This window comes from Bacteroidetes bacterium endosymbiont of Geopemphigus sp., from assembly GCF_002904345.1.
In the GTDB taxonomy this organism is placed as follows: Bacteria; Bacteroidota; Bacteroidia; order Flavobacteriales; family Blattabacteriaceae; genus GSPS2-BC2016.
Genome location: NZ_PEIH01000005.1, coordinates 115,754 through 141,795 on the forward strand (window position 1 = coordinate 115,754; position 26,042 = coordinate 141,795).

At 37.0% G+C, this 26,042-nt stretch carries 20 protein-coding genes, 2 tRNA genes and 1 pseudogene; 16 read left to right on the forward strand and 7 right to left on the reverse strand.

The features are described 5' to 3' along the window. Window positions 1–31 precede the first annotated feature (31 nt). Together CS842_RS01750 and CS842_RS07765 are read right to left on the reverse strand one after the other, a co-directional pair. Window positions 32–2,218: a glutamine synthetase III family protein gene (locus CS842_RS01750; RefSeq protein ID WP_103327195.1), complete on the reverse strand. Its 2,187-nt coding sequence runs from the start codon at window positions 2,216–2,218 to the stop codon at window positions 32–34. 132 nt (window positions 2,219–2,350) lie between these two features. Then, on the reverse strand, window positions 2,351–2,764 hold the full coding sequence (locus CS842_RS07765; RefSeq protein ID WP_103327198.1) for a DUF4293 family protein: 414 nt from the start codon (window positions 2,762–2,764) through the stop codon (window positions 2,351–2,353). 163 nt (window positions 2,765–2,927) lie between these two features. On the opposite strand from CS842_RS07765, the gene rho reads away from it, so the two are divergent. The 9 genes from rho (at window position 2,928) to trpA (ending at window position 11,446) form a co-directional block, all read left to right on the forward strand. Further along, a complete protein-coding gene (rho, locus tag CS842_RS01760; RefSeq protein ID WP_103327200.1) occupies window positions 2,928–4,526 on the forward strand; it encodes a transcription termination factor Rho in 1,599 nt (532 codons plus the stop codon). A 191-nt stretch (window positions 4,527–4,717) separates the two neighbouring features. Beyond that, window positions 4,718–6,085, forward strand: coding sequence for an anthranilate synthase component I family protein (locus CS842_RS01765; protein ID WP_241518415.1), 1,368 nt, complete (start codon window positions 4,718–4,720; stop codon window positions 6,083–6,085). Between the two features lie 5 nt (window positions 6,086–6,090). Further along, complete coding sequence (locus CS842_RS01770; protein ID WP_103327202.1) at window positions 6,091–6,669, forward strand: anthranilate synthase component II; 579 nt, start codon at window positions 6,091–6,093, stop codon at window positions 6,667–6,669. A gap of 3 nt (window positions 6,670–6,672) precedes the next feature. Beyond that, window positions 6,673–7,659 (forward strand): anthranilate phosphoribosyltransferase, encoded by a 987-nt coding sequence (trpD, locus tag CS842_RS01775; protein ID WP_103327203.1) that lies wholly within the window; start codon window positions 6,673–6,675, stop codon window positions 7,657–7,659. 19 nt (window positions 7,660–7,678) lie between these two features. Continuing rightward, window positions 7,679–8,467: an indole-3-glycerol phosphate synthase TrpC gene (gene trpC / locus CS842_RS01780; RefSeq protein WP_103327204.1), complete on the forward strand. Its 789-nt coding sequence runs from the start codon at window positions 7,679–7,681 to the stop codon at window positions 8,465–8,467. Next, a complete protein-coding gene (locus tag CS842_RS01785) occupies window positions 8,464–8,895 on the forward strand; it encodes an META domain-containing protein (RefSeq protein WP_103327205.1) in 432 nt (143 codons plus the stop codon). Before trpC ends, CS842_RS01785 begins: the two co-directional genes overlap by 4 nt. After that, window positions 8,870–9,496 (forward strand): phosphoribosylanthranilate isomerase, encoded by a 627-nt coding sequence (gene trpF, locus CS842_RS01790; RefSeq protein WP_103327206.1) that lies wholly within the window; start codon window positions 8,870–8,872, stop codon window positions 9,494–9,496. Before CS842_RS01785 ends, trpF begins: the two co-directional genes overlap by 26 nt. Beyond that, window positions 9,493–10,698, forward strand: coding sequence for a tryptophan synthase subunit beta (gene trpB, locus CS842_RS01795; RefSeq protein ID WP_103327207.1), 1,206 nt, complete (start codon window positions 9,493–9,495; stop codon window positions 10,696–10,698). Before trpF ends, trpB begins: the two co-directional genes overlap by 4 nt. Next, entirely contained in the window at window positions 10,682–11,446 is a 765-nt protein-coding gene (trpA, locus tag CS842_RS01800) for a tryptophan synthase subunit alpha (RefSeq protein ID WP_103327208.1), read from the forward strand. The genes trpB and trpA overlap by 17 nt, the downstream gene beginning before the upstream one ends. 1,802 nt (window positions 11,447–13,248) lie before the next feature. On the opposite strand, the gene CS842_RS01805 is transcribed toward trpA, so the two are convergent. Then, a tRNA-Lys gene (locus tag CS842_RS01805) sits at window positions 13,249–13,321 on the reverse strand. Window positions 13,322–13,426: 105 nt separating this feature from the next. On the opposite strand from CS842_RS01805, the gene CS842_RS01810 reads away from it, so the two are divergent. The 5 genes from CS842_RS01810 (at window position 13,427) to CS842_RS01830 (ending at window position 19,399) form a co-directional block, all read left to right on the forward strand. Continuing rightward, complete coding sequence (locus CS842_RS01810; RefSeq protein ID WP_146037425.1) at window positions 13,427–13,951, forward strand: shikimate kinase; 525 nt, start codon at window positions 13,427–13,429, stop codon at window positions 13,949–13,951. 15 nt (window positions 13,952–13,966) lie between these two features. Then, window positions 13,967–15,280, forward strand: coding sequence for a tRNA lysidine(34) synthetase TilS (tilS, locus tag CS842_RS01815; RefSeq protein WP_103327210.1), 1,314 nt, complete (start codon window positions 13,967–13,969; stop codon window positions 15,278–15,280). Window positions 15,281–15,312: 32 nt separating this feature from the next. Further along, window positions 15,313–17,244 (forward strand): protein-disulfide reductase DsbD family protein, encoded by a 1,932-nt coding sequence (locus CS842_RS01820; RefSeq protein ID WP_195909827.1) that lies wholly within the window; start codon window positions 15,313–15,315, stop codon window positions 17,242–17,244. 89 nt (window positions 17,245–17,333) lie between these two features. Beyond that, entirely contained in the window at window positions 17,334–18,407 is a 1,074-nt protein-coding gene (serC, locus tag CS842_RS01825) for a 3-phosphoserine/phosphohydroxythreonine transaminase (protein WP_103327212.1), read from the forward strand. Window positions 18,408–18,445: 38 nt separating this feature from the next. Continuing rightward, window positions 18,446–19,399, forward strand: coding sequence for a D-2-hydroxyacid dehydrogenase (locus CS842_RS01830; RefSeq protein WP_103328005.1), 954 nt, complete (start codon window positions 18,446–18,448; stop codon window positions 19,397–19,399). A gap of 1,730 nt (window positions 19,400–21,129) precedes the next feature. Here the strand turns inward: CS842_RS01830 and mtnN are convergent. The 4 genes and pseudogenes from mtnN to CS842_RS01855 form a co-directional block, all read right to left on the reverse strand. Next, a complete protein-coding gene (gene mtnN, locus CS842_RS07770) occupies window positions 21,130–21,531 on the reverse strand; it encodes a 5'-methylthioadenosine/S-adenosylhomocysteine nucleosidase (protein ID WP_103328006.1) in 402 nt (133 codons plus the stop codon). 197 nt (window positions 21,532–21,728) lie between these two features. Further along, window positions 21,729–22,201, reverse strand: a pseudogene (locus CS842_RS01840) (S-ribosylhomocysteine lyase). A gap of 411 nt (window positions 22,202–22,612) precedes the next feature. After that, complete coding sequence (locus tag CS842_RS01845) at window positions 22,613–22,864, reverse strand: hypothetical protein (protein ID WP_103327213.1); 252 nt, start codon at window positions 22,862–22,864, stop codon at window positions 22,613–22,615. 1,366 nt (window positions 22,865–24,230) lie between these two features. Then, window positions 24,231–24,315, reverse strand: a tRNA-Ser gene (locus CS842_RS01855). 415 nt (window positions 24,316–24,730) lie between these two features. Between CS842_RS01855 and CS842_RS07400 the strand changes: the two genes are divergently transcribed. Then, complete coding sequence (locus tag CS842_RS07400; RefSeq protein ID WP_195909828.1) at window positions 24,731–24,955, forward strand: glycoside hydrolase family 3 N-terminal domain-containing protein; 225 nt, start codon at window positions 24,731–24,733, stop codon at window positions 24,953–24,955. A gap of 91 nt (window positions 24,956–25,046) precedes the next feature. Beyond that, on the forward strand, window positions 25,047–25,187 hold the full coding sequence (locus CS842_RS07775; RefSeq protein ID WP_146037426.1) for a glycoside hydrolase family 3 N-terminal domain-containing protein: 141 nt from the start codon (window positions 25,047–25,049) through the stop codon (window positions 25,185–25,187). Window positions 25,188–26,042: the final 855 nt, after the last annotated feature.

Here is a 26,042-nt window from a genome sequence, read left to right on the forward strand (position 1 = left end):
AAAACACATCACGTTAATATTATCAGTCATATTACCTTATAAAAAGTAACTCTCGATATTTTGGAAAAGGCCATAAAGCATCTTCGGTAATCATTTCCAAGGCGTCGGATTCGGAACGAATTTTCTCGAGAAGAGGTCTGATATGTTCGGAAAAGGCTTTAGCTTTTTCGCTTATTTTAGAGTGCGCTAGAGCTTTTTTCCTTTCCTCATCAAGTTTACCGAGCAAATCGCCTATTTCAGAAAAACGACCGGATAAAACTGCGATTAAATCACTTTGATTCTTAGCAAGAGGTTTAAAGTCTTTTCCGTAAATTTCCTTAAGCCCCTTGACGTTCTCAATAAGCTGCGTTTGATAACGAAGAGCTGCCGGAAGCACATAATTACGTACCATATCGGCGAGAACTTCAGCTTCTATGGTAAAGAGCTTTACGTATTTTTCAAATTTAATCTCCGAACGTGCCTTAAGTTCACGTTCAGAAAGCACTCCGTTTTTTTCAAAAAGATGAATATACTCTTTCCGAATTTCATGCTCGAGAGCCACCGGAGTAGTGGTATGATTACTCAAACCTTTTTTTTGAGCCTCTTTTATCCAATTCGCGCTATAGCCGTCTCCTTCAAAAATAATCTTTTTCGAAGACTCAATGTACTCTCTCAAGACGTTTAAAATGGCATCGTCTTTTTTCATAGCCTTGTTTTCGATAAGTTGATCTACATCTTTTTTAAAATCTATAAGTTGCTGCGCTACGATGGTATTAAGCGCGATCATAGGTTCGGCACAATGGGCTGAGGCTCCAACGGCCCTGAACTCAAATTTATTACCTGTAAAAGCAAAGGGTGAAGTTCGGTTTCGATCCGTATTGTCAAGAAGAATAGGGGGAATTTTACCAATGATATGAAGTTTAAGTTCTGTCTTTTCATCGGCTGAGAGTTTTCCCTTGGTTATCTTTTCAAGATCATCGACTACCTTTTTAAGATGGTCCCCCACAAATACCGATATTATCGCCGGAGGAGCTTCGTTGGCACCCAAGCGATGGTCATTTCCTAAAGAAGCAATACTGGCACGTAGTAAATCCGCGTAATCATGTACTGCTTTAATAGTATTAATAAAAAATGTGAGGAACTGAAGATTTTTCTTAGGATTTTTTCCTGGAGCCAAAAGGTTTTCACCCGAGTCGGTAGCTAAAGACCAATTATTGTGTTTTCCTGAGCCATTTACCCCCGCGAAAGGTTTTTCATGCAGAAGTACTTTAAAATGATGCCTGCGCGCCAGGCGATCCATCGCATCCATTAATAAGGAATTGTGATCCACCGCGAGATTCACCTCTTCAAAAATAGGCGCGAGTTCAAATTGATTTGGTGCCACTTCATTATGACGGGTAGCTACCGGAATAGCCAAACGAATGCATTCCACCTCGAGCTCTTTTATGAAATCCATCGCGCGCTGTGGGATAGAACCAAAATAATGATCCTCAAGTTGTTGCCCCTTGGCCGGCGCGTGACCAAGTAAAGTACGGCCGGAAAACACAAGGTCCGGACGTTGATGAAAGAGCGCCTCATCGATGAGAAAATACTCCTGCTCCCAGCCAAGAGTGGCGTTTACATTTCGAATGTCTTTATTAAAATACTTGACCACCTGAGTAGCGGCTGTATTTACAGCACTCAGTGCTCGCAAAAGCGGTGTTTTATAATCGAGAGCCTCTCCGGTGTAGGAGACAAAAATCGTCGGAATACATAAAGTAGTTCCTATTAAAAAAGCCGGTGAAGAAGGATCCCAGGCAGTATACCCGCGAGCTTCAAAAGTGTTTCTTATGCCTCCCGAAGGGAAACTCGAGGCGTCAGGTTCCTGCTGTATGAGCATAGCGCCGTGAAAGCGCTCTATGGCCCTACCGGCAGGCATAGGAGAAATAAAGGCATCATGTTTTTCCGCAGTGGCGCCTGTAAGGGGCTGAAACCAGTGAGTATAATGGGTAGCTCCACATGAGAGCGCCCAATCTTTCATGGCAATTGCGATCTGATCTGCAATTTCACGAGACATTTTTTCTCCTTTACAAGCGGCTCCCTGCCATTTGATAAAGGCTTCTTTGGTAAGGTACTCTTGCATGAGATGCTCAGAAAAGACATTATTTCCGTATAATTCAGACAGATGCGCCGGAACTTCAAAAGGCTTTAGCTCTCTATTAAGCGCGATATCCAGCGCCTTAAATCTTGAATTTGACATGTGATACACCCCCTTATTTTAAGGGTTAAAGATAAATAATATACCTTAACTATAATAAATATAGAGATATCACCTCTTAAAATAAGGAGGTATGAAAAAAATTATAAATATCTGCTAATCATAAAAGACCCATCAGCGAATTCGATCTACAGATTTTATCAAAGACTCGTCTTTTCGTATAAATTTACTAGCCAGAAGAAGAAAAACGATAAGAACTATAGAAATACAGATATTTATCATATAACCATAACTAGGATTTGATAGAGATTTTTGAGATAAAAAATATAAAAAAACAAATATAAATACTATATTAAGCAATATATTAAATCGGTTTATTTTTAGCTGTGGTATACGTTTTTTAAAAAATACCAGACTTAAAAGAGAAAATACTCCTGAGAGAGTAAAAAAACGCCCCGGAAAATGATTTTGAACCCAGGATATTTGAAATATTTCCGGATCTACGGGTTGTAAAAAATTATAAGCAGCTGAAAAAGAGGCTATAATAAATGAAAAAAATAAGTGTAGAGTTTGAATTCGATATATCATAACACTAAATATTGAACCAATATAAAAAGATTTTTCCTCTGAGTATAAATTAATTTGTATTATTGCCTTTTTATAACGCTTGCCCCGCAGATATCACCTCGAACTTCTCAATACGGAAATACTTTTAAGGTAAGACCAAAAAACACGATTATTTTAAAATTTTATGCTTGACATCACCGAGTTAAAAGATAAAAAACTTGTTCAACTACAAGAAATCGCGCGCTCTTTGCGGCTGAAAAAATGGACCCAATTAAGGAAAAGCGAATTATTGGAAAAAATTGCCACCTCAAAGGGTACCCATAAAAAAGAAGAACTTCCTAAGCATGATGAACCTAAACCATTGTCTTTTGAAGCTAAACAAATTTCCAGGAAAACAAATTTTGATCAGAAAAAAACTCATTCTGAAAGTCAATTCTTACGAAATCAAAAAAATCGCTTTTCCCAGAATTATCAAGGTACTCATAGTAACAGAGAGTCTACATATCAAAATGGAAAAAGTCAAGATGAAGCTTATAAAACACATAAAAAATACAACGGACAGCCCTCTCAGTGGAAAAAAAATGAAGTGACAGATATCTCTAAAAGCTCCGGAGTGAGTTCTCATTTTCAGCAAAAGCAGAATAGATACAGAGCTTCCGATTACGAATTTGAAGGTATCGTAGCGAGCGAAGGTGTACTTGAGATCATGCCGGAAAATTATGGCTTTCTGAGGTCTTCGGATTTTAATTACCTCTCATCACCGGATGATGTATATATTTCACAATCACAAATTCGGCTTTTTGGACTGAAAACCGGCGATACGATAAAGGGAGAAATACGGCCGCCCAAGGAAGGGGAAAAATATTTTCCACTGATCAAAATTATTGAAATCAACGGCAGGGATCCTTCCTATGTTCGGGATCGGGCTTCATTTGAACATCTCACACCTTTATTTCCTGAGGAAAAATTTAAACTCTCTGATAAAAGCGCTACGCTCTCCACACGTATTCTCGATCTTTTCGCACCGATAGGAAAAGGGCAACGGGGCATGATAGTAGCACCTCCCAAGGTGGGTAAAACAATGCTTTTGAAAGATATCGCCAATGCTATTGCGGCTAATCATCCTGAGGTGTATCTGATTATTTTATTGATTGACGAACGCCCTGAAGAGGTAACCGATATGCAACGAAGCGTAAAAGGGGAAGTGGTGGCCTCCACCTTCGATGAATCGGCTGAAAGACATGTGAAAGTAGCTAATATTGTACTTCAAAAAGCCAAACGCATGGTGGAATGCGGCCATGATGTAGTGATTCTTCTTGACTCGATTACCCGACTGGCACGCGCTTACAATACCGTAGTTCCGGCCTCTGGAAAAGTACTCTCTGGAGGAGTGGACGCCAATGCTCTACATAAGCCTAAAAGATTTTTCGGCGCTGCCAGAAATATCGAAGGCGGAGGTTCACTCTCTATCATCGCCACAGCAATGATAGAAACAGGTTCAAAAATGGATGAAGTGATTTTTGAGGAGTTCAAAGGCACAGGAAATATGGAGCTGCAGCTCGACAGGAAAATAGCTAATAAAAGACTCTATCCGGCTATAGATTTGGTTTCTTCAAGCACACGAAGAGACGATTTGTTGTTAGACGCCACTACGCTTCAGAGGATGTGGATACTTCGAAAGCATCTCTCGGACATGAACACGGTAGAGGCCATGGAATTTTTAAAAAGCCGCATATCCAGAACCCATAGCAATGAAGAGTTTCTTATTTCTATGAACAGCTAATGATCAACAAAATTTTACGTCTTAAAAAATTTTAATGGTTTTTTTAATAAATTTGATTTATGAAAACCATCAAAAAAAATACCTTCTGGCGTTATCTATCTAAACCGGTATACTCGTAAGGAGGCCGCTATCATTCATAAAATCAGAAAAGCTTGTCCACTATGTTTACTTTCAAAAGCTTTCAAAAAAGTATGCTGGCCGACATCACGACACCTGTAGAACTTTACTTAAGGTTAAGAGATGTTTTTCCTAATACCCTTCTCCTGGAGTGCTCTGATTATCACGCAAAAGAAAACCATTCTTCTATCTTGTGTGTAGATCCCCTGGCCGAAATCATCGTAGATGGTCAATACGCTAAAAATCGATATCCAGATCAAAGCGAAGAAAAAGTAAGACTAGAAAAAGGCATAAATGCCTATAAACTTCTGGAAAATTTTATAGGAAAATTTCAATCAGAGCAGAATACCCTTCCTTATTCAGGAATATATGGTTATTGCGCTTATGAGAGTATTCCTGAATTTGAAGATATACATTTTAAGGCGTCGACTCCCAAAGAAGCTCAGGTACCTAAGCTCCGTTTCGGATTTTTTAAAAACCTGATCGTCTTTGATCATTTTCACAATAAGCTCACTATTATCGCCCATACGTTTTCAGACCAGCAAGATCCTCAGATGGATGAGCTCATCCATCTGATTTACAATAAAAGGGGGAAAACATTTCCTTTTCAACGCACCGGAGAGAGCTCGTCAAATCTCACAGATGAAGAGTATAAAAATCTGGTCTCTAAAGGAATAAAGGCCTGTGCGCTGGGAGAAGTTTTTCAGATCGTGCTCTCGAGGAAATACGCTCAAAAGTTCAAAGGAGATGAGTTCAACGTTTACCGGGCACTACGCTCTGTCAACCCTTCGCCTTATCTGTTTTATTTCGATTATACCGACTATAAAATATTCGGATCTTCACCTGAATCTCAGCTTATTATTAAAGGGGATAAGGCTTATATTTATCCTATAGCAGGCACGGTGCCTCGTTCGGGAAATGATGAAAAAGACAAGGTTTCAGCAGAACTTCTGGCGAAAGATCCCAAAGAAAATTCCGAACATGTCATGCTGGTAGACTTAGCCCGAAATGATCTAAGCCGAAATTCCACGGAGGTCAAAGTAGAGCACTATAAGGAAATTCAATATTTTTCACATGTCTTGCATATGGTCTCTAAAGTTTCCGGAAAACTGCAAAAGAATGACTCCTCCATAAAGATATTCGGAGAGAGTTTCCCGGCAGGGACCCTATCAGGGGCACCAAAGTACAGAGCTATGGAACTCATCGATTCTTTGGAAAATCAATCCCGCGGAATATATGGAGGCGCTCTTGGTTTTTTTGGACTTAACGGGCAAGCGGTTACAGCTATTATCATTCGCTCTTTCCTGAGTAAAAATAATACGCTTTTCTTACAAGCGGGCGCGGGTGTGGTAGTTGATTCCAAAGAAGAAAATGAGCTCGATGAGGTCAACAGCAAGCTTAAAGCCCTTAAAAAAGCTATTATTTTAGCTGAAAATATCTAAACAAGATGAGGAAAGCAAAAATACTGGTACTCGACAACTACGACTCATTTACTTACAATTTAGTACACTTACTTAAAGAACTTACAAAAAATCCCGTAGAGGTCTTTCGCAATGATCGTATTTCTTTAAAAGAGGTGGACGCTTATGATAAAATAGTTCTTTCTCCTGGACCTGGTGTTCCCGAGGAAGCGAATATTCTTAAGCCATTGATTGAACGTTATGCCCCTTCTAAAAGCTTATTCGGCGTTTGCTTAGGTCAACAAGCCATCGCAGAAGTCTTTGGAGGTGAGCTGCTCAATACTCAAAAAGTATACCATGGGGTTTCCAGTAAGATAAAGATCATTGACACAAAGGAAAAAATATTCAGAGATCTGCCTGAGAGTATTGAAGTAGGACGCTATCATTCCTGGGTGGTCTCAAAAGAGAGTTTTCCTAAAGAGCTCATCATAACCGCCAAAGGACCCGAAGGTGAAATCATGGCCCTACGTCATAAAAGCTATGATGTGACAGGAGTGCAGTTCCATCCTGAGTCGATATTAACCCCGCAGGGCAAGAAGATCATGCACAACTGGTTAAATATTTGATAAATGACAGAGATTCTCAACCGTCTCCTTGAGCAAAAATCCCTTAGCTTCCACGAAGCTAAGGCTTTACTGACGGATATTGCCACAAATAAATTTTCTCCCTTTCAAATTGCGGCTTTAGCCGGTATTTACAATATGCGATCGCCTGATCTGCAAGAGATCAGAGGTTTTCGCGAGGCCTTACTAGAGATATGTATACATGTGGATTTGAGCGATTTTAACGCCATAGATATCGTGGGCACCGGAGGAGATGGGAAAAATACGTTTAATATTTCCACACTCGCTTGTTTTATCGTGGCGGGAGCTGGTGAAAAAGTGATCAAACACGGTAATTACGGCGTCTCCTCGGTTACCGGTTCTTCCAATCTATTAGAATCGCTCGGCTATGTATTTACCCATGAAAAAGAACATTTACAAAGACAAGTTGAAAAAGCCGGAATATGCTTTTTACACGATCCTCTATTCCATCCTTCGCTTAAAAACGTGGCCTCCGTTCGAAGAGGCATCGGTACAAGGACTTTCTTTAACATGCTGGGGCCTTTGTTGAATCCCGGTGAGCCAAAGCATCATTTTCTCGGGGTAAATCATCTCGAACTCGCCCGGCTCTACCATTATCTTTACCAAAGTGAAAATAAAAATTATGCTATCGTTCACAGCCTTGACGGCTATGATGAAATCTCTTTAACAGGTCCTTTTAAATGTTATGAACCAAAAGGTGAGCATCTTTATTCTCCCGAGGGATTGGGACGTGTGAAAATCAGCCACGCCGCTATTGCAGGTGGAAAAAACAATGATGAAAATAAGCGTATATTCCTAGATATTCTGTCAGGTAAAGGAAGCGTAGCGCAAAATGAAGTAGCGCTTACCAATGCGGCTTTTGCATTAAGCCTGATCAATCAGAAGCCTTTCAAAGAGAGTTATCTACGAGCTAAGGAAAGTTTGGAAAGCCAGCGAGCTAAAGAAAGCCTCGATAAACTCTTAAGTATTTGATAAAATTTTTTCTATCAAGATGAATACACTGGAAAAAATTATCGCCACTAAGAAAAAAAAAATCGCTGAAGATCGACAAAAGTACCCGGTTCAGACTCTTGAAAAGAGTCCTTATTTTCAAAGAAGATGTTATTCTTTATGCAGAAAACTTAAAGAAAGCACCACGGGGATTATCGCTGAATTTAAAAGAGCCTCTCCCTCAAAAGGAATTATTAATGACAAAGTCTCAGTGGAAGAAGTGGCTAAAGGCTATGAACAAGCAGGAGCTTCAGGGATGTCCGTACTTACCGACAGAACTTATTTCAACGGGCAAGATCAAGATCTTATCGGCGCTCGCCGAAGCGTTTGCCTTCCTCTTTTGCGTAAAGATTTTATCATTGATGAGTATCAGATTATCGCTGCCAAATCCCTTGGAGCAGACCTCATACTATTAATTGCCGAGGCGCTTTCAAAAAAGAAACTTGAGGAACTTGCTCATCTGGCCAGGGAATTGGGACTGGAGGTGCTTATGGAGCTACATTCAGAAAAAGAACTCGATAAGGTCAATGAAGATCTTAACCTGATCGGAATAAATAACAGAGACCTTAAAACCTTCTCGGTAGATATTGAACGCTCAGCTGAGCTTGTTAAAAAGCTTCCCGAGCGTTTTATAAAGATTTCGGAAAGCGGTCTCTCCGACCCTTCGAGGATTGTTTACTTACAACAGGAAGGTTTTAAGGGTTTTCTTATCGGAGAAAATTTTATGCAATCTGCAGATCCGGGTAAAAGTTGCGAAGAATTCATTAAAAAAATTAATGGTAAATTATGAAAAATCTGTTGCGATCATTGGTTATTATCCTTATTTTAACAAGCTGCGGGGGACTAAAAAATTTTCCCGTTTCCCCAGATCTTTATGAAAACAAATGGGTGCTAGAAATGGAAAATTCTCTTTCAAAAAAGAATGACATTTATTTGATTTTTGACAAAAAAAATTCCCGTTTCGGAGGATTTGGAGGATGCAGTTCTATAGGGGGAGAGTATTCTATGGTTAAGGGATTCATTCGATTCTCGAAAATATTTTCTACCCAAAAATCATGCGCTGAAAGCAAGGATACCGAATCCGCTCTTCTTTCTTTGCTTGAAGAGGCAAATCAAATACGAATGGAGAAAGATAAACTCTACCTCTATAAGGAAAAAATCTTATTGTTGAGTTTTAAAAAACAACCCTTTAATGAAGTCCCGTTCTCTAAAAATTAAAGTATGCGGTATGAAATTTTCCGACAATATCGCTGAAGTAGCCGTTCTCAATCCCGATTTTATGGGTTTACTGTTTTATCGCCTATCTCCTCGCTTTGTAGGAGATAACTTTATTACTCCAAATCTAAAAAATATAAAAAAAGTAGGGGTCTTTGTTGAGTCTTCTCAGGAAGAAATAAAATCGCGAAGCAAAAAACACGGCCTGGATTATCTACAGCTCCATGGAGGGCAAAGCTCTGAATTTTGTAGGAATCTTGTAAGTAAAGGCATGAAAATCATTAAAGTATTTAACGTAGATGAAAATTTTTCTTTCGAAAATATCGAAGATTACGCGGATAGTGCCAGCTATTTTCTTTTTGATACAAAATCCAAACGCTACGGAGGCAGCGGAAGGAAGTTTCCTTGGAAAAAACTCTCGGAATATTATCTTGACATCCCTTTTTTTTTAAGCGGAGGCATTGGGCCGGAAGATACCGAAGCTCTTCTTTCATTTTCTCATCCAAAGCTCTTTGGAGTGGATCTCAACAGCGGTTTTGAGAATGACCTGGGTTTAAAAAATTTCGCTAGACTTAAACATTTTATAGAAACAATACGCTCATGAATTCTCCCTTGATTGATGAGAAAGGATTTTACGGCGATTTTGGTGGAGCTTTTGTACCTGAGATGCTATGGCCCAACATTGAGGAATTGCAAGAGTGTTATCAGAGAATCATCGCTGAAAAAGATTTTCAGGCAGATTTTAAAATTCTGCTTAGAGATTATGTAGGACGCCCTACTCCCTTGTTCTTTTGTGAAAAACTCTCCCGAAAATATAATGCGAGAATCTATCTTAAACGCGAAGATCTTAATCATACGGGAGCGCATAAGATTAACAATACCATAGGACAAGCCTTAATGGCCAAAAGACTCGGAAAAAGAAAGATTATTGCCGAAACCGGCGCCGGTCAACACGGAGTAGCCACGGCAACGGTTTGCGCTTTGCTGGATCTGGAGTGCACCGTATTTATGGGAGCTTTCGATATGCAGAGGCAAAAACCAAATGTGGCACGCATGAAAATGTTAAACGCTAAAGTGATCCCGGTTATCAGCGGAAACAAAACCCTTAAAGATGCTGTTAATGAGACCTTGCGCTATTGGATCAACCATCCCGAGACTTATTATTTGATCGGATCGGTGGTAGGACCGCATCCTTATCCAAAAATGGTAGCGTATTTTCAATCGGTCATCAGTGAAGAGATTCGTAAGCAAGTCTTTAAAAAAGAGGGTCGCACAGCGCCCGATTACATTATCGCTTGTGTTGGTGGAGGAAGCAATGCCGCCGGGGCCTTTTATCACTTTTTGAAAGATCTTTCGGTACAACTCATCGCCGTAGAAGCAGCGGGTTTAGGAACACATACTGACCAAACGGCTGCTACCACTGTCAAAGGTTCTAAAGGAGTACTTCATGGAAGCATGACATTAGTGATGCAAGATAAAGACGGACAAATTATAGAGCCTTATTCGATATCGGCCGGTCTGGACTATCCAGGCATCGGACCGATGCACGCTCATTTGTTTCAAAACCGACGCGCTCAATTTTTAAACGTTACGGATAAAGAAGCTTTGCAGGCAACTTATGAACTCACTCAACTCGAAGGGATCATACCCGCGCTTGAGAGCGCACACGCGCTTGCGGCTTTAGCAAAGCTCTCTTTTAAAAAAGAGGAAGTAGTTGTAGTCAATCTCTCGGGAAGAGGAGACAAAGACATGGAAAGCTATATCAAAACCATCGATCAATTCTCCAAGGATGAAGGCTATAGATAAACTCTTTAAAGAAAAGAAAGATATTCTCAGTATCTATTTCACTGCGGGTTACCCAACACTAGAGAGCACGCAGGAGATTATAAAAACTCTGGAAAAAAACCGCACGGATCTTATAGAAGTAGGATTGCCTTACTCAGATCCCATAGCCGACGGTCCTGTCATTCAAAAAAGCAGTCAAAAAGCCCTGGAAAATAGCATGTGTATTTCTTTATTGTTTTCACAGCTTAAAGCCATTAAAAAGGAAATACACGTACCGTTGATCCTTATGGGCTATTACAATCAATTCTTAAGATTCGGTGAAGAAGCCTTCTTAAAGAAATGCAAAGAAGTGGGACTCTCAGGCATCATCCTTGCAGATCTTCCCGCGGAGATCTATCAGGATAAATACCGAGGTTTATTTGAAAAATATGAACTTGCCTTCATTTTCTTGGTAACTCCAAAGAGTTCCGATGCACGGATTCTCAAGCTGAGCAAGCTGAGTAAAGTTTTTTTATATGTGATTTCGTCCACGGCCACTACGGGAGTTAAAGATCGTTTTGAAAAAGAACAACTGGATTTTTTTAAACGCATTCAAAAGTTAAATCTAAAAATTCCCACTCTCATAGGATTTGGTATCTCCAACAGAGATTCATTTTCTATGGCTTGTCAGTATGCTCAAGGCGGAATTATCGGAAGCGCTTTTATTAATGCTCTAAATGAAAAGGACATAAAAGGAAGTGTTCAGAACTTTATAGAATCTATCGTGTGATATTCCTTTATAAATAATGCGTCTTGATACTTCGTTATATTTGAGCTGACAAGAAATGAACCGCTTTACGGGGTGTGGGGAACTGCAGTCAAAGTTAAACTCGACATAAACTCGGATAGAATGAATGATGCCACCTACAACCTTCATGCTCTGCAGAGCTTTCCTCCTAGAGGAATCGAATTTTATTTTAGACGCGCGAGTTGCTAAGTTTTAAAAAAAGCTTAATTTAAAATTTCACTCCCAAAATTTAATTTTTTTCTAGCAAAAAAATGATAAATACCCTTTTCGTCGGTATCTTTGAAAGATAAGTAAATTTTGTTGAAACAAATTCAAAATGATAATTTAAATGAACTTTTTATATCATAGTATATAACATCAGAAAAAGTTTTCTCTTTATTAAGAGTTATGATAATATAATATAAAAAGTATCCGCAGTCTATATTGATTTTGCTTACATATCAAATATGATATTACTTAAATTACTCCAGTGAAGTTTAGCGCTTACAAAGCTCAAAAAATCATGACTTATCATGAAAAAACATGAATCTTTTTAGAAATATGCAATGTAAAAACGATGAAAGGATTACTTTTTAAGTTAGGTAAGCGATTTAAAAACGTCAAGAAGCGCACGCTCACTTATAGGCGTTCTTATCAAGAAGAACCCCCATTTGATCCTGAATAAGCTTTCCTGTTTTCTTAAAGAGCAGATCATCTTGTAGTTTGGAACTGGCTTTAAGATGCTTGTTATATCTAATTGTGTTTCACAATACAAAAATCTTTTTTTTATTTCTGTTTTTAATAGAAAATGTTCATTCTCATATTAAAAATCGTTTTAATCAAACCCTCAGGGTAAAAAATAGGGAATTTATTTTTTAAATACCCTAAAAAAGTCAACATACTTCTGATGAAATAATTAGGTTACATCCAAGTAAAAGAGATCCGCTTTTTGCTCTGTTATCTCCTGGATTTTTTTGATCATTCTCTTAAAATTATTTCTGTTATAATTCATTAAGACAAAGGACATATTTTACATCATATGGGTATATGTAAGATTAAAATCATTGTATTTAATTAACCGATTATAAAATTCAAATAACCATAAATAATAAAAAAGACTCACTTAAAGTTCTTAAGAAACATCAAAATTAGATTATTCTTTTTTAAAGAAAAAGTCTATAAGAGTTGTGGCTATATTTATTACTCAAAGCATAATGTTAACCTTGTCGTTAAGCGTATTTTCAGATCCTGATCATCATGATTTAATTCCGGATATAACTTTATCCGAAGCTTTCATTGTATTTAACTCTTTGTCCATATTGCTCTCTATTTTTTCATCAATCAATTCAAGAAAGGCCGGTTGTGTTTTTTCATAAAAATTGATTTACTGAGCTTTTCTTAATTTTTTTAATGACTTCCAAAAGATCTTAAAGAGAGTTTTCTCAATTAAGTTTCTTCCGTTTTGAACCCTACTTTTGTTTTTTTTTTTTTTTGATAGTCTTGTATTTAAGGATTAGAAAATAAATAAAATCTTCCCTCTTAAGGCAGAGGTAACGCTCTTTATAGATAAGCGGTAAGCGCATTTTAAGTTTTGGTGAGCGCTTTTATAATGAATTTCCTCAAAATCCAGACCCCGCATCTTTTTAAAACTTCTTTCTGTAAATGCAAGAGACTCTTTTCGGTAAGCCATGATTAACTACTTAATCAACTTCTTTTCCAGATTCCGGAGTGTATTTTTTATAATCGAAGAAAGCTAAAAAGAAGAGAATGGATAATTGATATACAATATATTAAAAAATATTGTGTGACCTGGCTGGGGCTCGAACCCAGGACCCTTACATTAAAAGTGTAATGCTCTACCAACTGAGCTACCAGGTCTTTTCCACCATACGCTGGCAAATATACAATCATTTTTTTGTTTGGCAAATCTTCTTCTTAGAAATCAAAAAAAATTCTTTATTTTAGCTACTTTAGAGAAGGATTTTGCGAGTCATTTTGATAGGATATATGGGTAGTGGAAAAACTACCACAGGTAGGCTCCTCGCCTTATATTCAAAAGTAAAATTTTATGACCTGGACGAGTATATAAGTATTCGAGAGCAACAAAGCGTTCAAGATATTTTCTTAACAGAGGGTGAAGATTATTTTAGAAAAGCAGAAGCTTGTTCTTTACGGTCCCTTTTGAAATTAGAAAAAGGATATGTCATTTCTGCCGGAGGCGGAACGCCTTGTTATAAGGATAATCTTTCATTGATGAAGCGTTTAGCGCGGACAGTTTATTTACGATTGTCACCTGAATTAATTTTTCAAAGGCTTCGAACTCAAAAAAGCAAGCGTCCGCTTATTGCCGATTTATCAGATAAGGAACTTCATGGGTTTATTTTTCAAAACCTGGCTCAGCGAATGAGTTTTTATGAACAAGCGCATTATAAAGTGGATGTGATTGATAAACTGCCTTCAGAAATCGCCCGTTGTATTCAACAACAACTATTACAATCCGTTTCTTAAAGAAAGCACTCGTTTATGAAGATCAAGCCATCTTTTTTTTTAGATCATTTAAACGAAATTCTTCCCTCACATACTAAGCATGTGCTAGTAGCTGTAAGTGGTGGAATGGATAGCATGGTCTTGTTAGATCTTTTACAACGCACTTCGCTTTCATTAAGTGTAGCGCATGTAAATTTTCAATTACGCGCCGATGAAGCAGATGCTGATGAAGTTTTTGTTCAAAACTTTTGTAGCTATCAAAAAATTCCTTTTTATAGCCGACACTTTGATACTCTAAATTATGTGAAAATTCATAAATGTTCTATACAAATGGGCGCGCGCGCCTTGCGTTATAAATGGTTTGCTGATCTCTTAGAGGAACTAAAACTCGATTACATCGCTTTAGGTCATCACCTGGATGATACCTTAGAAACTTTTTTTATTAATTGGATACGCGGTACAGGTTTGAAAGGTCTGCTGGGTATCCCCACCTATACAAAGTCTTTTTTTCGACCTTTGTTACCATTTACGCGAGGGCAACTTTTTGAATATGCGCAAAGTCGTAATCTTCAATGGCGTGAAGATCCTAGTAATCGAGAAGATAAATATTTGCGAAATGTCATACGACATCGTATAGTCCCCCTACTCTCTGATCTTTCACCTGATCTTTATAAAAATTTTTCAACTATTCTGCTGAACTTAAACGATGACTATGCTCTTTCCGAGCAAGCGGTTCAAAGTGCCCTGAAAGAATTGACCCTAAGTAAAAAGAAAACATCTTTTCAATTGGAAATTGATTTGTTTAAACTTAGGAAGTTAAATCCCTTAAAGCCTTATCTTTTTCGATTATTTTCACCTTATGGATTTACTAACTGGCATGATCTTAAGAGACTTTTGTATGCGCAATCTGGCAAGCAACTTTTTTCACACTCTTATCGAATAGTTAATGATCGAAACCGCTGGTTGCTCATTCAGAGAAGGTTTGATAAGAAAAGAACATATGAAATACATGCTCCTAAAATCATCAAAGAGCCTTTACCCTTGTCTTTTACGATAAGCAGCTTCAGATATAAAACGGCTCTTATTTCTATAGATTTCGAAAAGATTCTTTTTCCGCTTCAGTTGAGAACCTGGCGTCCAGGGGACTATTTTTATCCTTTGGGGATGCAGCAAAAAAAAAAACTCAGCAAATTTTTTAAAGATGAGAAATTCAGCTTGCTTAAAAAAGAAAACACCTGGTTGTTGGTCAATGCAGACGGAGCTATTATCTGGATTGTCAATCACAGGCTTGACGATCGCTTTAAAATCAGATCTACAACTCACGATATATTAAATATAAACCCGCTATAATGTTTAAATTATACACAATTTTTTTTATACTCGTGTATTTCTCGAGTTTAACGGCACAAATTTTTTATCCGGTTCAATGGACCTCTGGGCAGAAAAAAATCTCCAATGATGAATATGAATTTTTGGTGAAAGCTCGTATAGAAAAAGACTGGCACATTTATTCCACACACATGAAAACCAGAGATATAGGAATTCCGGTTTCAGTAAATTTTAGAGAGGATAAAACATGTTACGAAAAAATCGGATCGCTACAAGAAATAGGCCAGTTAAAGCAAGAAGATATGAACGGATTAGGTGGTCGTTCTCAATTTTTTAACGATAAGGTTCTTTATAAACAACGTGTTCGTTCGCTTTCTTCAGAGCTCTTTGAAATAAAGGTTTTATTAGAATTTCAGGCATGTAGTTCTGTCAACTGCCTTGCTCCAGATAAGCGGGAATTTACTTTTTATATCAATGGAACACAAAAGGCATTAAAGGAGCCTATTTCAAATGCTACAGAAAGAAAAAATGAAACCTCAGCTTCTGAGCAGAAAGAGCAAAAAGCCCGCTTATGGATTAATATTATTTTTTTAGGTTTTTTGGGCGGCTTAGCCGCTGTATTTATGCCCTGTGTTTTCCCTATGATTCCACTAACAGTAGGTTTTTTTAGCAACCAAAGTCACATTAGCTCTGAGAGCGTTAAGAAAGCTCTGTTGTACGGGATTTCCATTGTGGTGATTTACGTCTTTTTGGGTGTCTTTATGAGTTTTATTTTCGGCGTATCGGCACTTAACGAGCTCTCTACCAATCCATGGATTAATTTATTACTTTTCGCGTTATTTCTTTTATTTGCGCTTTCTTTTTTTGGTCTTTTTGAAATTACCCTCCCTGGCTCCTGGGCCAATGCAGCGGATAAAAAAGCTAACAGAGGAGGACTCTCAGGACTTTTCTTTATGGCCTTTGTTTTGGTACTCGTCTCGTTCTCCTGCACCGCACCTATTATAGGTACACTTTTAGTGGAAGCAGCTACGCAAGGCTCGCTTCTAACTCCCGTTATGGGCATGCTTGGTTTTTCTTTAGGTTTATCTTTTCCCTTTGTGTTATTTGCTATTTTTCCAAGTGGTCTGAAAGCTTTACCTCGCTCAGGAAAATGGTTGCAGACATTGAAAATCACCTTTGCATTCGTTGAGTTGGCTTTAGCTATGAAGTTTCTATCTAATGCAGATTTGGTATGGCAAGGCCACGTTATAGAACGTGAAATCTTTTTGGTTTTTTGGATCGTTATCTTTTTACTTTTGGGATTATATCTTCTGGGAATTTTTCGTCTTTCTTCATATGATTCCAGAAACCTTGTAGGTTTTCCAGCGCTTTTTATATCGATTTTTTCATTGAGTTTTTCATTGTATATGCTCCCGGGACTTTTCGGGGCGCCTTTACAACTGTTGAGCGGATTTATTCCTCCACGCACTTACAGCGAACATTATAATAATACCGCTTCGGTTTCTTCAACTCCCTTTCCTTCGGACGCCCAAAAAGGTCCTCATAATATTCCTGTATTTCACGATTATGATAAAGGCCGTAGCTATGCTATGGCGAAATTAAAGCCTATCCTGCTTGATTTTACAGGATACGCTTGCGCTAACTGCCGAAAAATTGAAGAGCGCGTATGGGCGGATCCACACGTTAAACATCTTTTATCAGAAGAGCTTGTTGTTATCTCATTATATGTAGATGATAGAAAAGAATTGCCTATCGCTGAGCGTTATTTTTCAAATTATTTGAACAAGAAGATAAGCACTTATGGCCAAAAATGGACGGATTTTCAGGTAAAGCATTTTAAAGCGAACGCACAACCTTACTGTATCATAATAGATTACGAAAAACAGAAAATGATGGATCCTATCGGGGTAGAATACGATATGGATAAATATATCAAATGGTTGGAATCTGGTATTCAGTATTTTTCTTCGTGCAATCCTTCTTAAAAAAGAATCTTTATTATTTTCTTAAGGCAAAATCTATACATTTGTTGCAGTAGTGTATGTTTTGAGATTTTATTACACTTGTATCCCTTATGAAAAAGCATAATTTTAGCGCAGGTCCTTGTGTATTACCTCGTGAGGTAATTGAATCTTCTGCTCATGCGCTTCTTGATTTCAATAACTCCGGTCTTTCCTTAATAGAAATTTCTCATCGAAGCAAAGATTTTGTCGAAGTAATGGAGCGTGCAAGGTCATTAGTTAAAAAAATCATGAAAATTAATGATACTTACGAAGTTCTTTTTTTGCAGGGTGGGGCCAGCTTACAATTTGTGATGGTACCCAACAATCTTCTTTCCAAGAAAAGCGGCTGGGCAGCCTATTTAGACACAGGCACATGGGCATCAAATGCCATAAAGGAAGCTCAGCGTTTTGGGAAGGTGCAAATAGTGGCTTCCTCCAGAGACAAAAATTACACTTATATTCCAAAATCGTTTTCTTCTTTAAAAGAAGCAGATTATTTTCATTGCACTTCAAATAACACCATTTACGGAACCCAGATGAAGGTTTTTCCAAAGCTTAATCTGCCTTTAGTTTGCGATATGTCTTCCGATATTTTCAGTCGAAATATAAATTTTTCCGACTTTGATTTGATCTATGCCGGCGCGCAAAAAAATATGGGTCCGGCCGGTACTACTCTTGTAGTTGTAAAAAAAGAATTGTTAGGAAAAACAGAACGTAATATCCCGAACTATCTGAATTATCAGTTGCATATCGATAAAAAAAGCATGTTGAATACACCTTCGGTTTTCGCTGTATATACTTCGATGCTTACCCTTGAATGGATTGAAAATAAGGGAGGATTATCAGTGATCAAGCAGCTTAATGAGGAAAAAGCCCAAATTCTTTACGAGGAAATCGATCGAAATCCCCTTCTTCAAGGTGTTGTTTCTTTAGAAGATCGATCGAATATGAATGCTACTTTCATACTGCGCAGACCCGAGCTCTCTTGTGATTTTGATCAGATATGGCAGGAAGCTGGTATTGTAGGCCTTAAAGGCCATCGCTCTGTAGGTGGTTACCGTGCCAGTATGTACAATGCGCTCTCTATAGAAAGTGTGAGGACCCTGACCGAAACCATGAAGGAGTTTGCGCGCCGATTCACTTAAACTTTAAACTTTAAACTTTAAAAATTAAAAAACAGTTGATAAAAATCCTAGCTAATGATGGTCTTTCTCCTAAAGGAGCTAATCTCCTAAAAAAAGCTTCTTTTGAACTTTTTCAGGATAATATTTCACAAAATGAACTGTCTGAGTTCATTAACCGTCAGCAGATTGAGGTATTATTAGTTCGCAGCACCACCAAAGTGCAAGCTGCGTTAATAGATGCTTGCCTTTCTTTAAAGCTCATCGGTCGTGGAGGTGTTGGTATGGATAATATCGATGTGGAATATGTTCAAAAAAAAGGAATTAAGGTAATCAATACCCCTAATGCTTCCTCACATTCGGTGGCTGAGCTGGTCTTTGCCCATATTATGAGTATGGCGCGCTATCTTCACGACTCTAATCGAAGCATGCCCTTGCAGGGCGATACGCATTTTGAGGCTTTGAAGAAGGTTTATTCAAGCGGTTGCGAGCTTAGGGGCAAAACGCTAGGAGTATTAGGAGCAGGTCGTATAGGATTGGAGGTGATCAAAGTTGCCTTAGCTCTTGGAATGAAAGTCAAAGTTTTTGACATGATTCCGGAAGATCGACAAGTAACAATTGATTTTTTTGACGGACGGAAAATTTCCTTTAATGTACCTGTAGTTTCTAAAGAAGAAGTCCTGAAATCTTCGGATTTTATAACTTTACATGTACCTAGACAAAAGAATATGATCCTGGGTAAGGAGGAGTTTAAGATGATGAAAAAAGGTTCGGGAATTGTCAATACTTCCAGAGGAGGACTGATCGATGAAAAGTCTTTGCTAACAGCTTTGAACAGACGAAAGATCGCTTATGCCGCTTTTGATGTTTATAATGAAGAGCCTAAACCTTCAGTAGAGTTACTCATGCATCCGGCCGTATCACTAAGCCCTCATATAGGTGGATCTACAAGAGAATCTCAAGAGCGTATCGGTCTGGAATTAGCTGAACAAATCATTTCCTTTTATCGTAAATAAGGCTCTTTCATGGCTATATTTTTACCATTCAAGGGGGATATTCTGGATAAGGAATATGTAGAAGCTATAGCATCAAAATTTTGATGATTATTCAAAGGAATAGACGGTATTTCTGCTCGAGAAAAAATCTTTCTTGATTCTGCAAATCATAAAGCTTACCTTGATTAAAATTCAGGGTTTTAAAATCGATAAAGGTATAAAATTCCAAAAAGGAAAAAGACACTTAAATCACTTAAATTTTACACAAAAAGATTTTTACTGAAAGAGCTTAAAGAAAGCGAGCCGATCAAATATTTTTTGTGGACATTGCCAGAATGATGTCTTTGTAGGATTTACTCGATGACTTGATTAAGAAACATTAACATAGCGTAAAAAACGCAAACAACTTCTTGTATATTACTTATATAAAGGTAGCTTTAGAATCTTAAGTTTTACCCACAAAGCTTCTTCGGAAGAAGCGAAAAGCGTTTACTTAAGCGATAAAAAGATAAACAAAATATTTACATTAGATCTCTCTTTTTGTAGCGGAAAGTATCAATAACACTGAAAACTAGTTCCATAGTGGGTCTTAGAACGGACCTGATGAAAGTGACTTTCTAAAGAATTTACAAAAATATTAAAACAAACTATACAGTACAAATCCTAAAAGAGAGGAGATATAGGTAATCGTATTACTTTAAAGGTCGTCCCGGAGAAAAGAGCCAGCTTACCTGGAAAGGTAGTAGACCATAAGTTCAACTTCTATTTTAAGAAGATCTTCCGGTTCGCGTGTATTATGAAAAAATACACAGGGGATTCTTATGAATCGTAAAACAGTACGAAAAGTAAGAAGCATAGAAACCATTTAAAAATTTGGAAAAACCGGATCACGGGAGATTTTTGTAGCTTTAAAAAATTCATTTTGTGATAGATTACAATTTTTTATGGAGGTTTTATAATATTACATATATATATTTAAATAATATTTTTTCTTAAAAGTTTCTCTTTCTAAGATCATTTTCGAAAGTGCTTTCAGAAAAAAAAGGCTAGCTCAGCAGCCTCGGCAAGAGTGTTTATAACTCTTTTTTCTCCGCGATAATTTCAATAGAAGCACATTATAAAAGTTTTTTTTTGCAGAGCTTTTCTTTGTCTTTTCATGGGCTGGGTTTTAAGATACTGAATGAAGTCTATAATAGAATTTTCATTTTTCTTTTAAATTCTCCGAAGAGCTCTTTAAGCTATTTCAGAGGATCCTAGCGTTTTGCGTATTGCTTTGCTAAATAATAAAGCCTTTCAGGGGATTTTTTTCAATAGAAATTTTATAAAAAATTCACGCAATTTTCCCGATATCCTCCTATTAGGGGAGGCCGGTAAAAAAACAAATCTATGATTTTATTTATAAATTATTGATTTTCATGTTTTTATATTGAAATCAAAACTTGTTAAATGAACTTAAAAATAAATGATCAACAGAATGTGTTAATAAAGAAAATTGTATTTGAGCTCATTTAATAACCATAGAGTTTATATGGACAAAGAACTTAGTACCTTTTGGTAATAATTCAAAAGACTTTTAAATTCTGTCTTTGTAGTTAATAACCCTCGTATTTAAGTTTTTGATTTAAAAATTGATCCATTCAAGGATCATAGACTCTATTATGGAAGCGGAATTTTTACCGGCATCTGCAATAAATTTCTTGAAAGTAGCGGAAGAAGAGACACACCGGCGATATCTGATAAAGAACTAGTAATTACAAACGGACACTTAAAATATGATAGGTATGAGCAATGGCTCCTGCTTCCATTTCACAGGCAAGTGCCTCGGGAAATCGTTTTCTAACGATTTCTAACTCTTGAGGTCTTGATATAAAAGTATCTCCTGTACATATAGCGCCTGAAAAAACAGGCAGTCCAAAAGATTGTCCACTTTTTAAGGCTTGTTGTATAAGATTAAGATTGGCTTTGAAAACTGTAGGCGTATTAAGAAGTTGCCCTGGCTTACATCCAAATGCTGTTAAATCTACATCATGATAATGAACTTTAGTAGAAATAATGATATCTCCAATGTGGAGATTCTCCTTAAGACCCCCGGCAGATCCTGTGTTAATGACTGCCTTAACTACAAAATGATCTAGTAAAATCGTGGCGTCTATGGCTGCGTAACCTTTCCAATACTACACTGAAGAATAATTACATGTATTTTATAAAGTTTTTCTAAGTGGAAACAAAATCCTGCATATTCCAATAATTTTCGATCTTCAAGTAATGCTATAAGGTATCTAACTTCTTCTTCCATGGCACCTATAATTCCAATGCAAGGCAAAGATTCTTGTTGATGGGTATGGTTATATCAGGCAAAAACTTGTTCCCATTCTTTACGTTTGCTGAGAAAATCTTTCGCCAAAGTTTTCGCGCCTTCAAAAATGTGATTCGCAGCCCATCCACATTGTACCTCATTACAGGAAGGTACCTGAGCAGCGCTCAGTACCCTTTTCAGGGTATTTTCAATCAAATCAAGCACTCTAATCGTAATTTTCATAATTGATTAAGAGGATATAAAAACCTGTTTGACATCCCATAGGGCTGATATCAAAAATTTTATCGCTGTGATTGCGGGCAAGTTCAGCCATTAAATTCTCTAATGAATGTAACGCTGGAATACCCATATGAGCTTTATTAGGCTGTAAAAGGCGTATGTCGTATTTATAAGATCAGATCTCCTTTGTCTCCTTGCATGATACCCGTTAGTCGTACATAAGGAGTTTTTACCCTTGTATGATCGAGCTCAAAGCTCTCTACATTTGTTTTTAATGAATGCTTCATGCTAATATTATGGTCTTTTCCCAGCAAAGAAAAAATTTTGATTTCGGTCATTGTCTGCATTTGAACTTTTCTGTAGCCCTTTACTTATAGGTCTTGAAATCGTCTAAATCTTGCCTTGATAAACAGTTAATTATTTCATAGATAATAGAAAATTTTATATCTATCAGAAATTTACTTGTTAAGTATAATTGATTAGTAAATCAAGGGAGGTTCAATCAATTATTCCATCAGGAGGATAAATTTTATCTGATGGCATCAAGAGAAGAAAAAGAAGTTTCTCGAGGGTAAACCTAAAGTTTCAAATTCATCGATAAGTGATTTTCGAATTAAATCGAACTCTGTTAAATTATATGGTTTTGAAATTTTACACATCCAAAGGATAAGAAAATTTTCATAGCGCTTTAAGTCCATTTATAGGGTAGATTTCTCATGATAAGATTGCGTCACAGATATAGCTTTGTCTTTTTCATAAGATCCACCAAATAACCTGTCTACCTTATTTCTTGTCCATATTTTGTCGGATAACGTGCCCGGTTGTATGACTTCATTCATGCGTTCAAAGAGATAAGCGGAAAGCTTTTCAAAAGAGAAGCCCACTTGTACCTCTCTATGCAATGATAGATCAGTGAAGCTAGTTTGATGCTCCTTGACACAGTAAGGCATATTGTTAGAATAGACTCTTAGCAAGAGTAATTTCTCTTAAACGCATCTTATTTAATACATTAACTTCATGCTCTTATCACTTTAAGCCTTTGGATAATGAAAAGAAAACGTATGAGAAATCTGCCTCTGGCAGAGGGATAAAAATTTTATCAACGGAACGTTGGAAAAACTTGAAGGCTATTCTCTCTGAGATTTTCCGGTGCATCTTGTGAAAGAAACAAAGCTATATCTGTCAAAGACTGAATATAGAGAAAGCGCCCGTCTTAATTAAGAAGAATAAATAAGACGAGTCTCTTTCAAGTAATATTTATAGTAAATTTATAAAACTATACTTAGGCAAGATCAAGGTTCTTAAAATCTCTGAGGAGCGTTTAAGTTAACAGTGATAGTTTTTTCTTTCGAAAAAGAAGAAAGCATCTACTTAAGTAACAAGAGATAGAGAAGATTTACCCTATGGAACCTCTTTAAAAAGAGCGATAGGTTTGGTAACGCTCGTGATTGCGCCGTGGTAGGTCTTAGGATAGATCTTCAAATAAGTAGACTCTGGGAACATCAACTTATCTTCATTGAAACTAAATATGTATTAAAGACCAAACATTTTCATCGACTTATGATGCATATAATTTAAGATACCATATACTATTTTAAAAGAAATAGCGTGAAATGCTCCATAATAAACCAGTAAATCAGGGAAGTTTCTCTTATTAATTGTGGCTTGGCAAAATACTATCAAATCAATAGAGAATTTGTCAATTTTTTCAAAATATCCTCCTACAGCCTTTATTTGATCTGTATGCTAAACACGCCAAACGGTATGTATAAGGATGATTTTTAGAATCAAAAGAAAAAACATGCTCTTAATTCATAAGTTCAGAAGTAACTCCTGCAGGGATCTCTCCTCCTATTGATAAATCAGAAGAGTCTGCCCGGAAAGCTCTTAATTCACCCCATTTACAAAAAATTAATCACCCTGATAAGTTCAAAAGTAACATTCTATATTTTTTACATCGAGAAAGATTTTCAGAAAATATTAAAGAAAAAAATAGAAAAAGATAAAGAAAAATGCCATAAAATAAATAGAATATATTTTTTGATAAAAATATATTCTATTTATAAGGGATTTGATGAGATTTACGTAGTATACTCAGATTAAAAACAACACCGGAGCGATTTTGTTTTTCAAAAATTTCTGTAGCTATTATATAGGTGATTTATAGTATTTTCAGACTCTTATTTACACCCTTGATAGAGCTTTAAAGATAATGACCGCTCGAAAAGTGTTATAAATTCCTTAACAATAAAACACTTATTACATTTTTAGACCGATACAGTTACCCCTTTTAATAAGGTTTTAAATGCTTTGTAGCGGAGAGAGAGGGATTCGAACCCCCGGAGGTATTAGCCTCAACGGTTTTCAAGACCGCCGCAATCGACCACTCTGCCACCTCTCCTGAGTAGCCCGGCTAAAATAAATCCTTTTAAAATAGTTTCAAAGTATTTTTGAACATTTATTATACAAAATTTGTTGATCCCTTTGATAGGGTAAGTAACTTTATAATTAATATATTTTTCAAAATAATTTTAATCTGTCTGCAACAGAACTCTAGTTTTACAAACGATCCAGGAATAATAGAGTGTGTTTCCAGTACATTTATTTTAGAAGATCATACTAAAGTAACATTTACCAAAAACGTTCCAATCTACCCCTTTTAATCAGCGTGGATGCGGAATGGGATCTGGGAATATGCTTAAAATGGCTATCGCTTACCCTGGGAGCACTTCTAATGAATTATTAATAATACCGCGGATCGGTCAAAAATAGACCGACACTGTTGGCGTCTGGGTATACATGTTAATTCCAATCCGGTGGTCGATATCAATACCAACAACGTAGTGCGAAAATCTATCGCCTATGCGAAAGATATCGAAAAGGAAGAGGTCATGACTGTAGCCAAACACTTTCCCGGACATGGCGATATCTTTGTAGATTCACACAAAAACCTGCCTGTGCTAAAACATACTTATCACCGTCTTGAGGTTGTGGAGCTCTATCCTTTTAAACAATACAGGAATTCGGACGGACTATTATGAGAGGCCATTTGCTTTTGCAGTCCGCCCTTGGGGATAAAAATAACCTGTTTCGCTCTCAAAAACCATTTTAGAGAACGAACTCTAGAACAATATGAATTTTAATGGATTGATCTTTAGCGATGCGCTAAACATGAAAGCTGTAGCTAATCTTTATCCAGCATGTATGCTTGATCTCAAAGCTTTTCAAGCCGGAAACGATGTGTTGCTTTTTTTTTGCAAAACATTCGGGTAGCGAGAACACAATTTTTCAAGGTCCTCAAAAAAGGAGTGCTTTCTATAAAACGAATTGAAAAAATCGTTAATTCGCTTGATCATCTTAATGATTCGCAAAGCGAAGTCTTGCACAGAGAGATTATGGAATAAAAAATCATTACTCTCCTTAAAAAGGACGTAAAGATATTACCCACTCGAAGTTTGAACTCTTATAAGTTCACCTATGTCGTCTTTGTAAAAGGTTCACATGAGACTTATTATGATTACTTACGTCGCTATTCGTAGGTGGAGATTTCCATAAAATCTTTTTCAAATATATTCAAACTTAATTCCTATGAACTTGTGTTTGTAGACATTTACAAATCCGGATGATACGACATGGAAGAGCTCTAAGATTTCTTCCTCTGAACAAATTTTGCTCCAGGCCATTTCCCGGATACGGCTAACGGTGTTAAGTATTTTTACTAATCATTATACGATTTCTGATATAGATATAAAAAATTTTCAGGCTATTTTGATGGCTTATCAAAACAGTAAGCAAGTCCAAAGTATTGTGCCGCGCAAATCATTTTCGTCGCCCTGGACGCTTACGGAAAGCTTTCTGTAGAGATACCTCCCATTTTTAAAGCAACTTAGGGTATAGAACATTCACCTATAGAGCATCTCTCTTATGGTGTTCCGGAGAGCGTAAGTATGGATAAACTTAATAAAGTTGATGATATATCGTGCATAAAGCTATTGATAAAGGCGCCACACCCGGTGCTCAGGTAGAGTTATAGCGCGCAATGCTAAGATCATCTACCAAAGGAGTTTTGGAAAACTTGATCATAAAAATAATGAAAAAGCGCTTTGGGATCATGCATACGATCTGGCC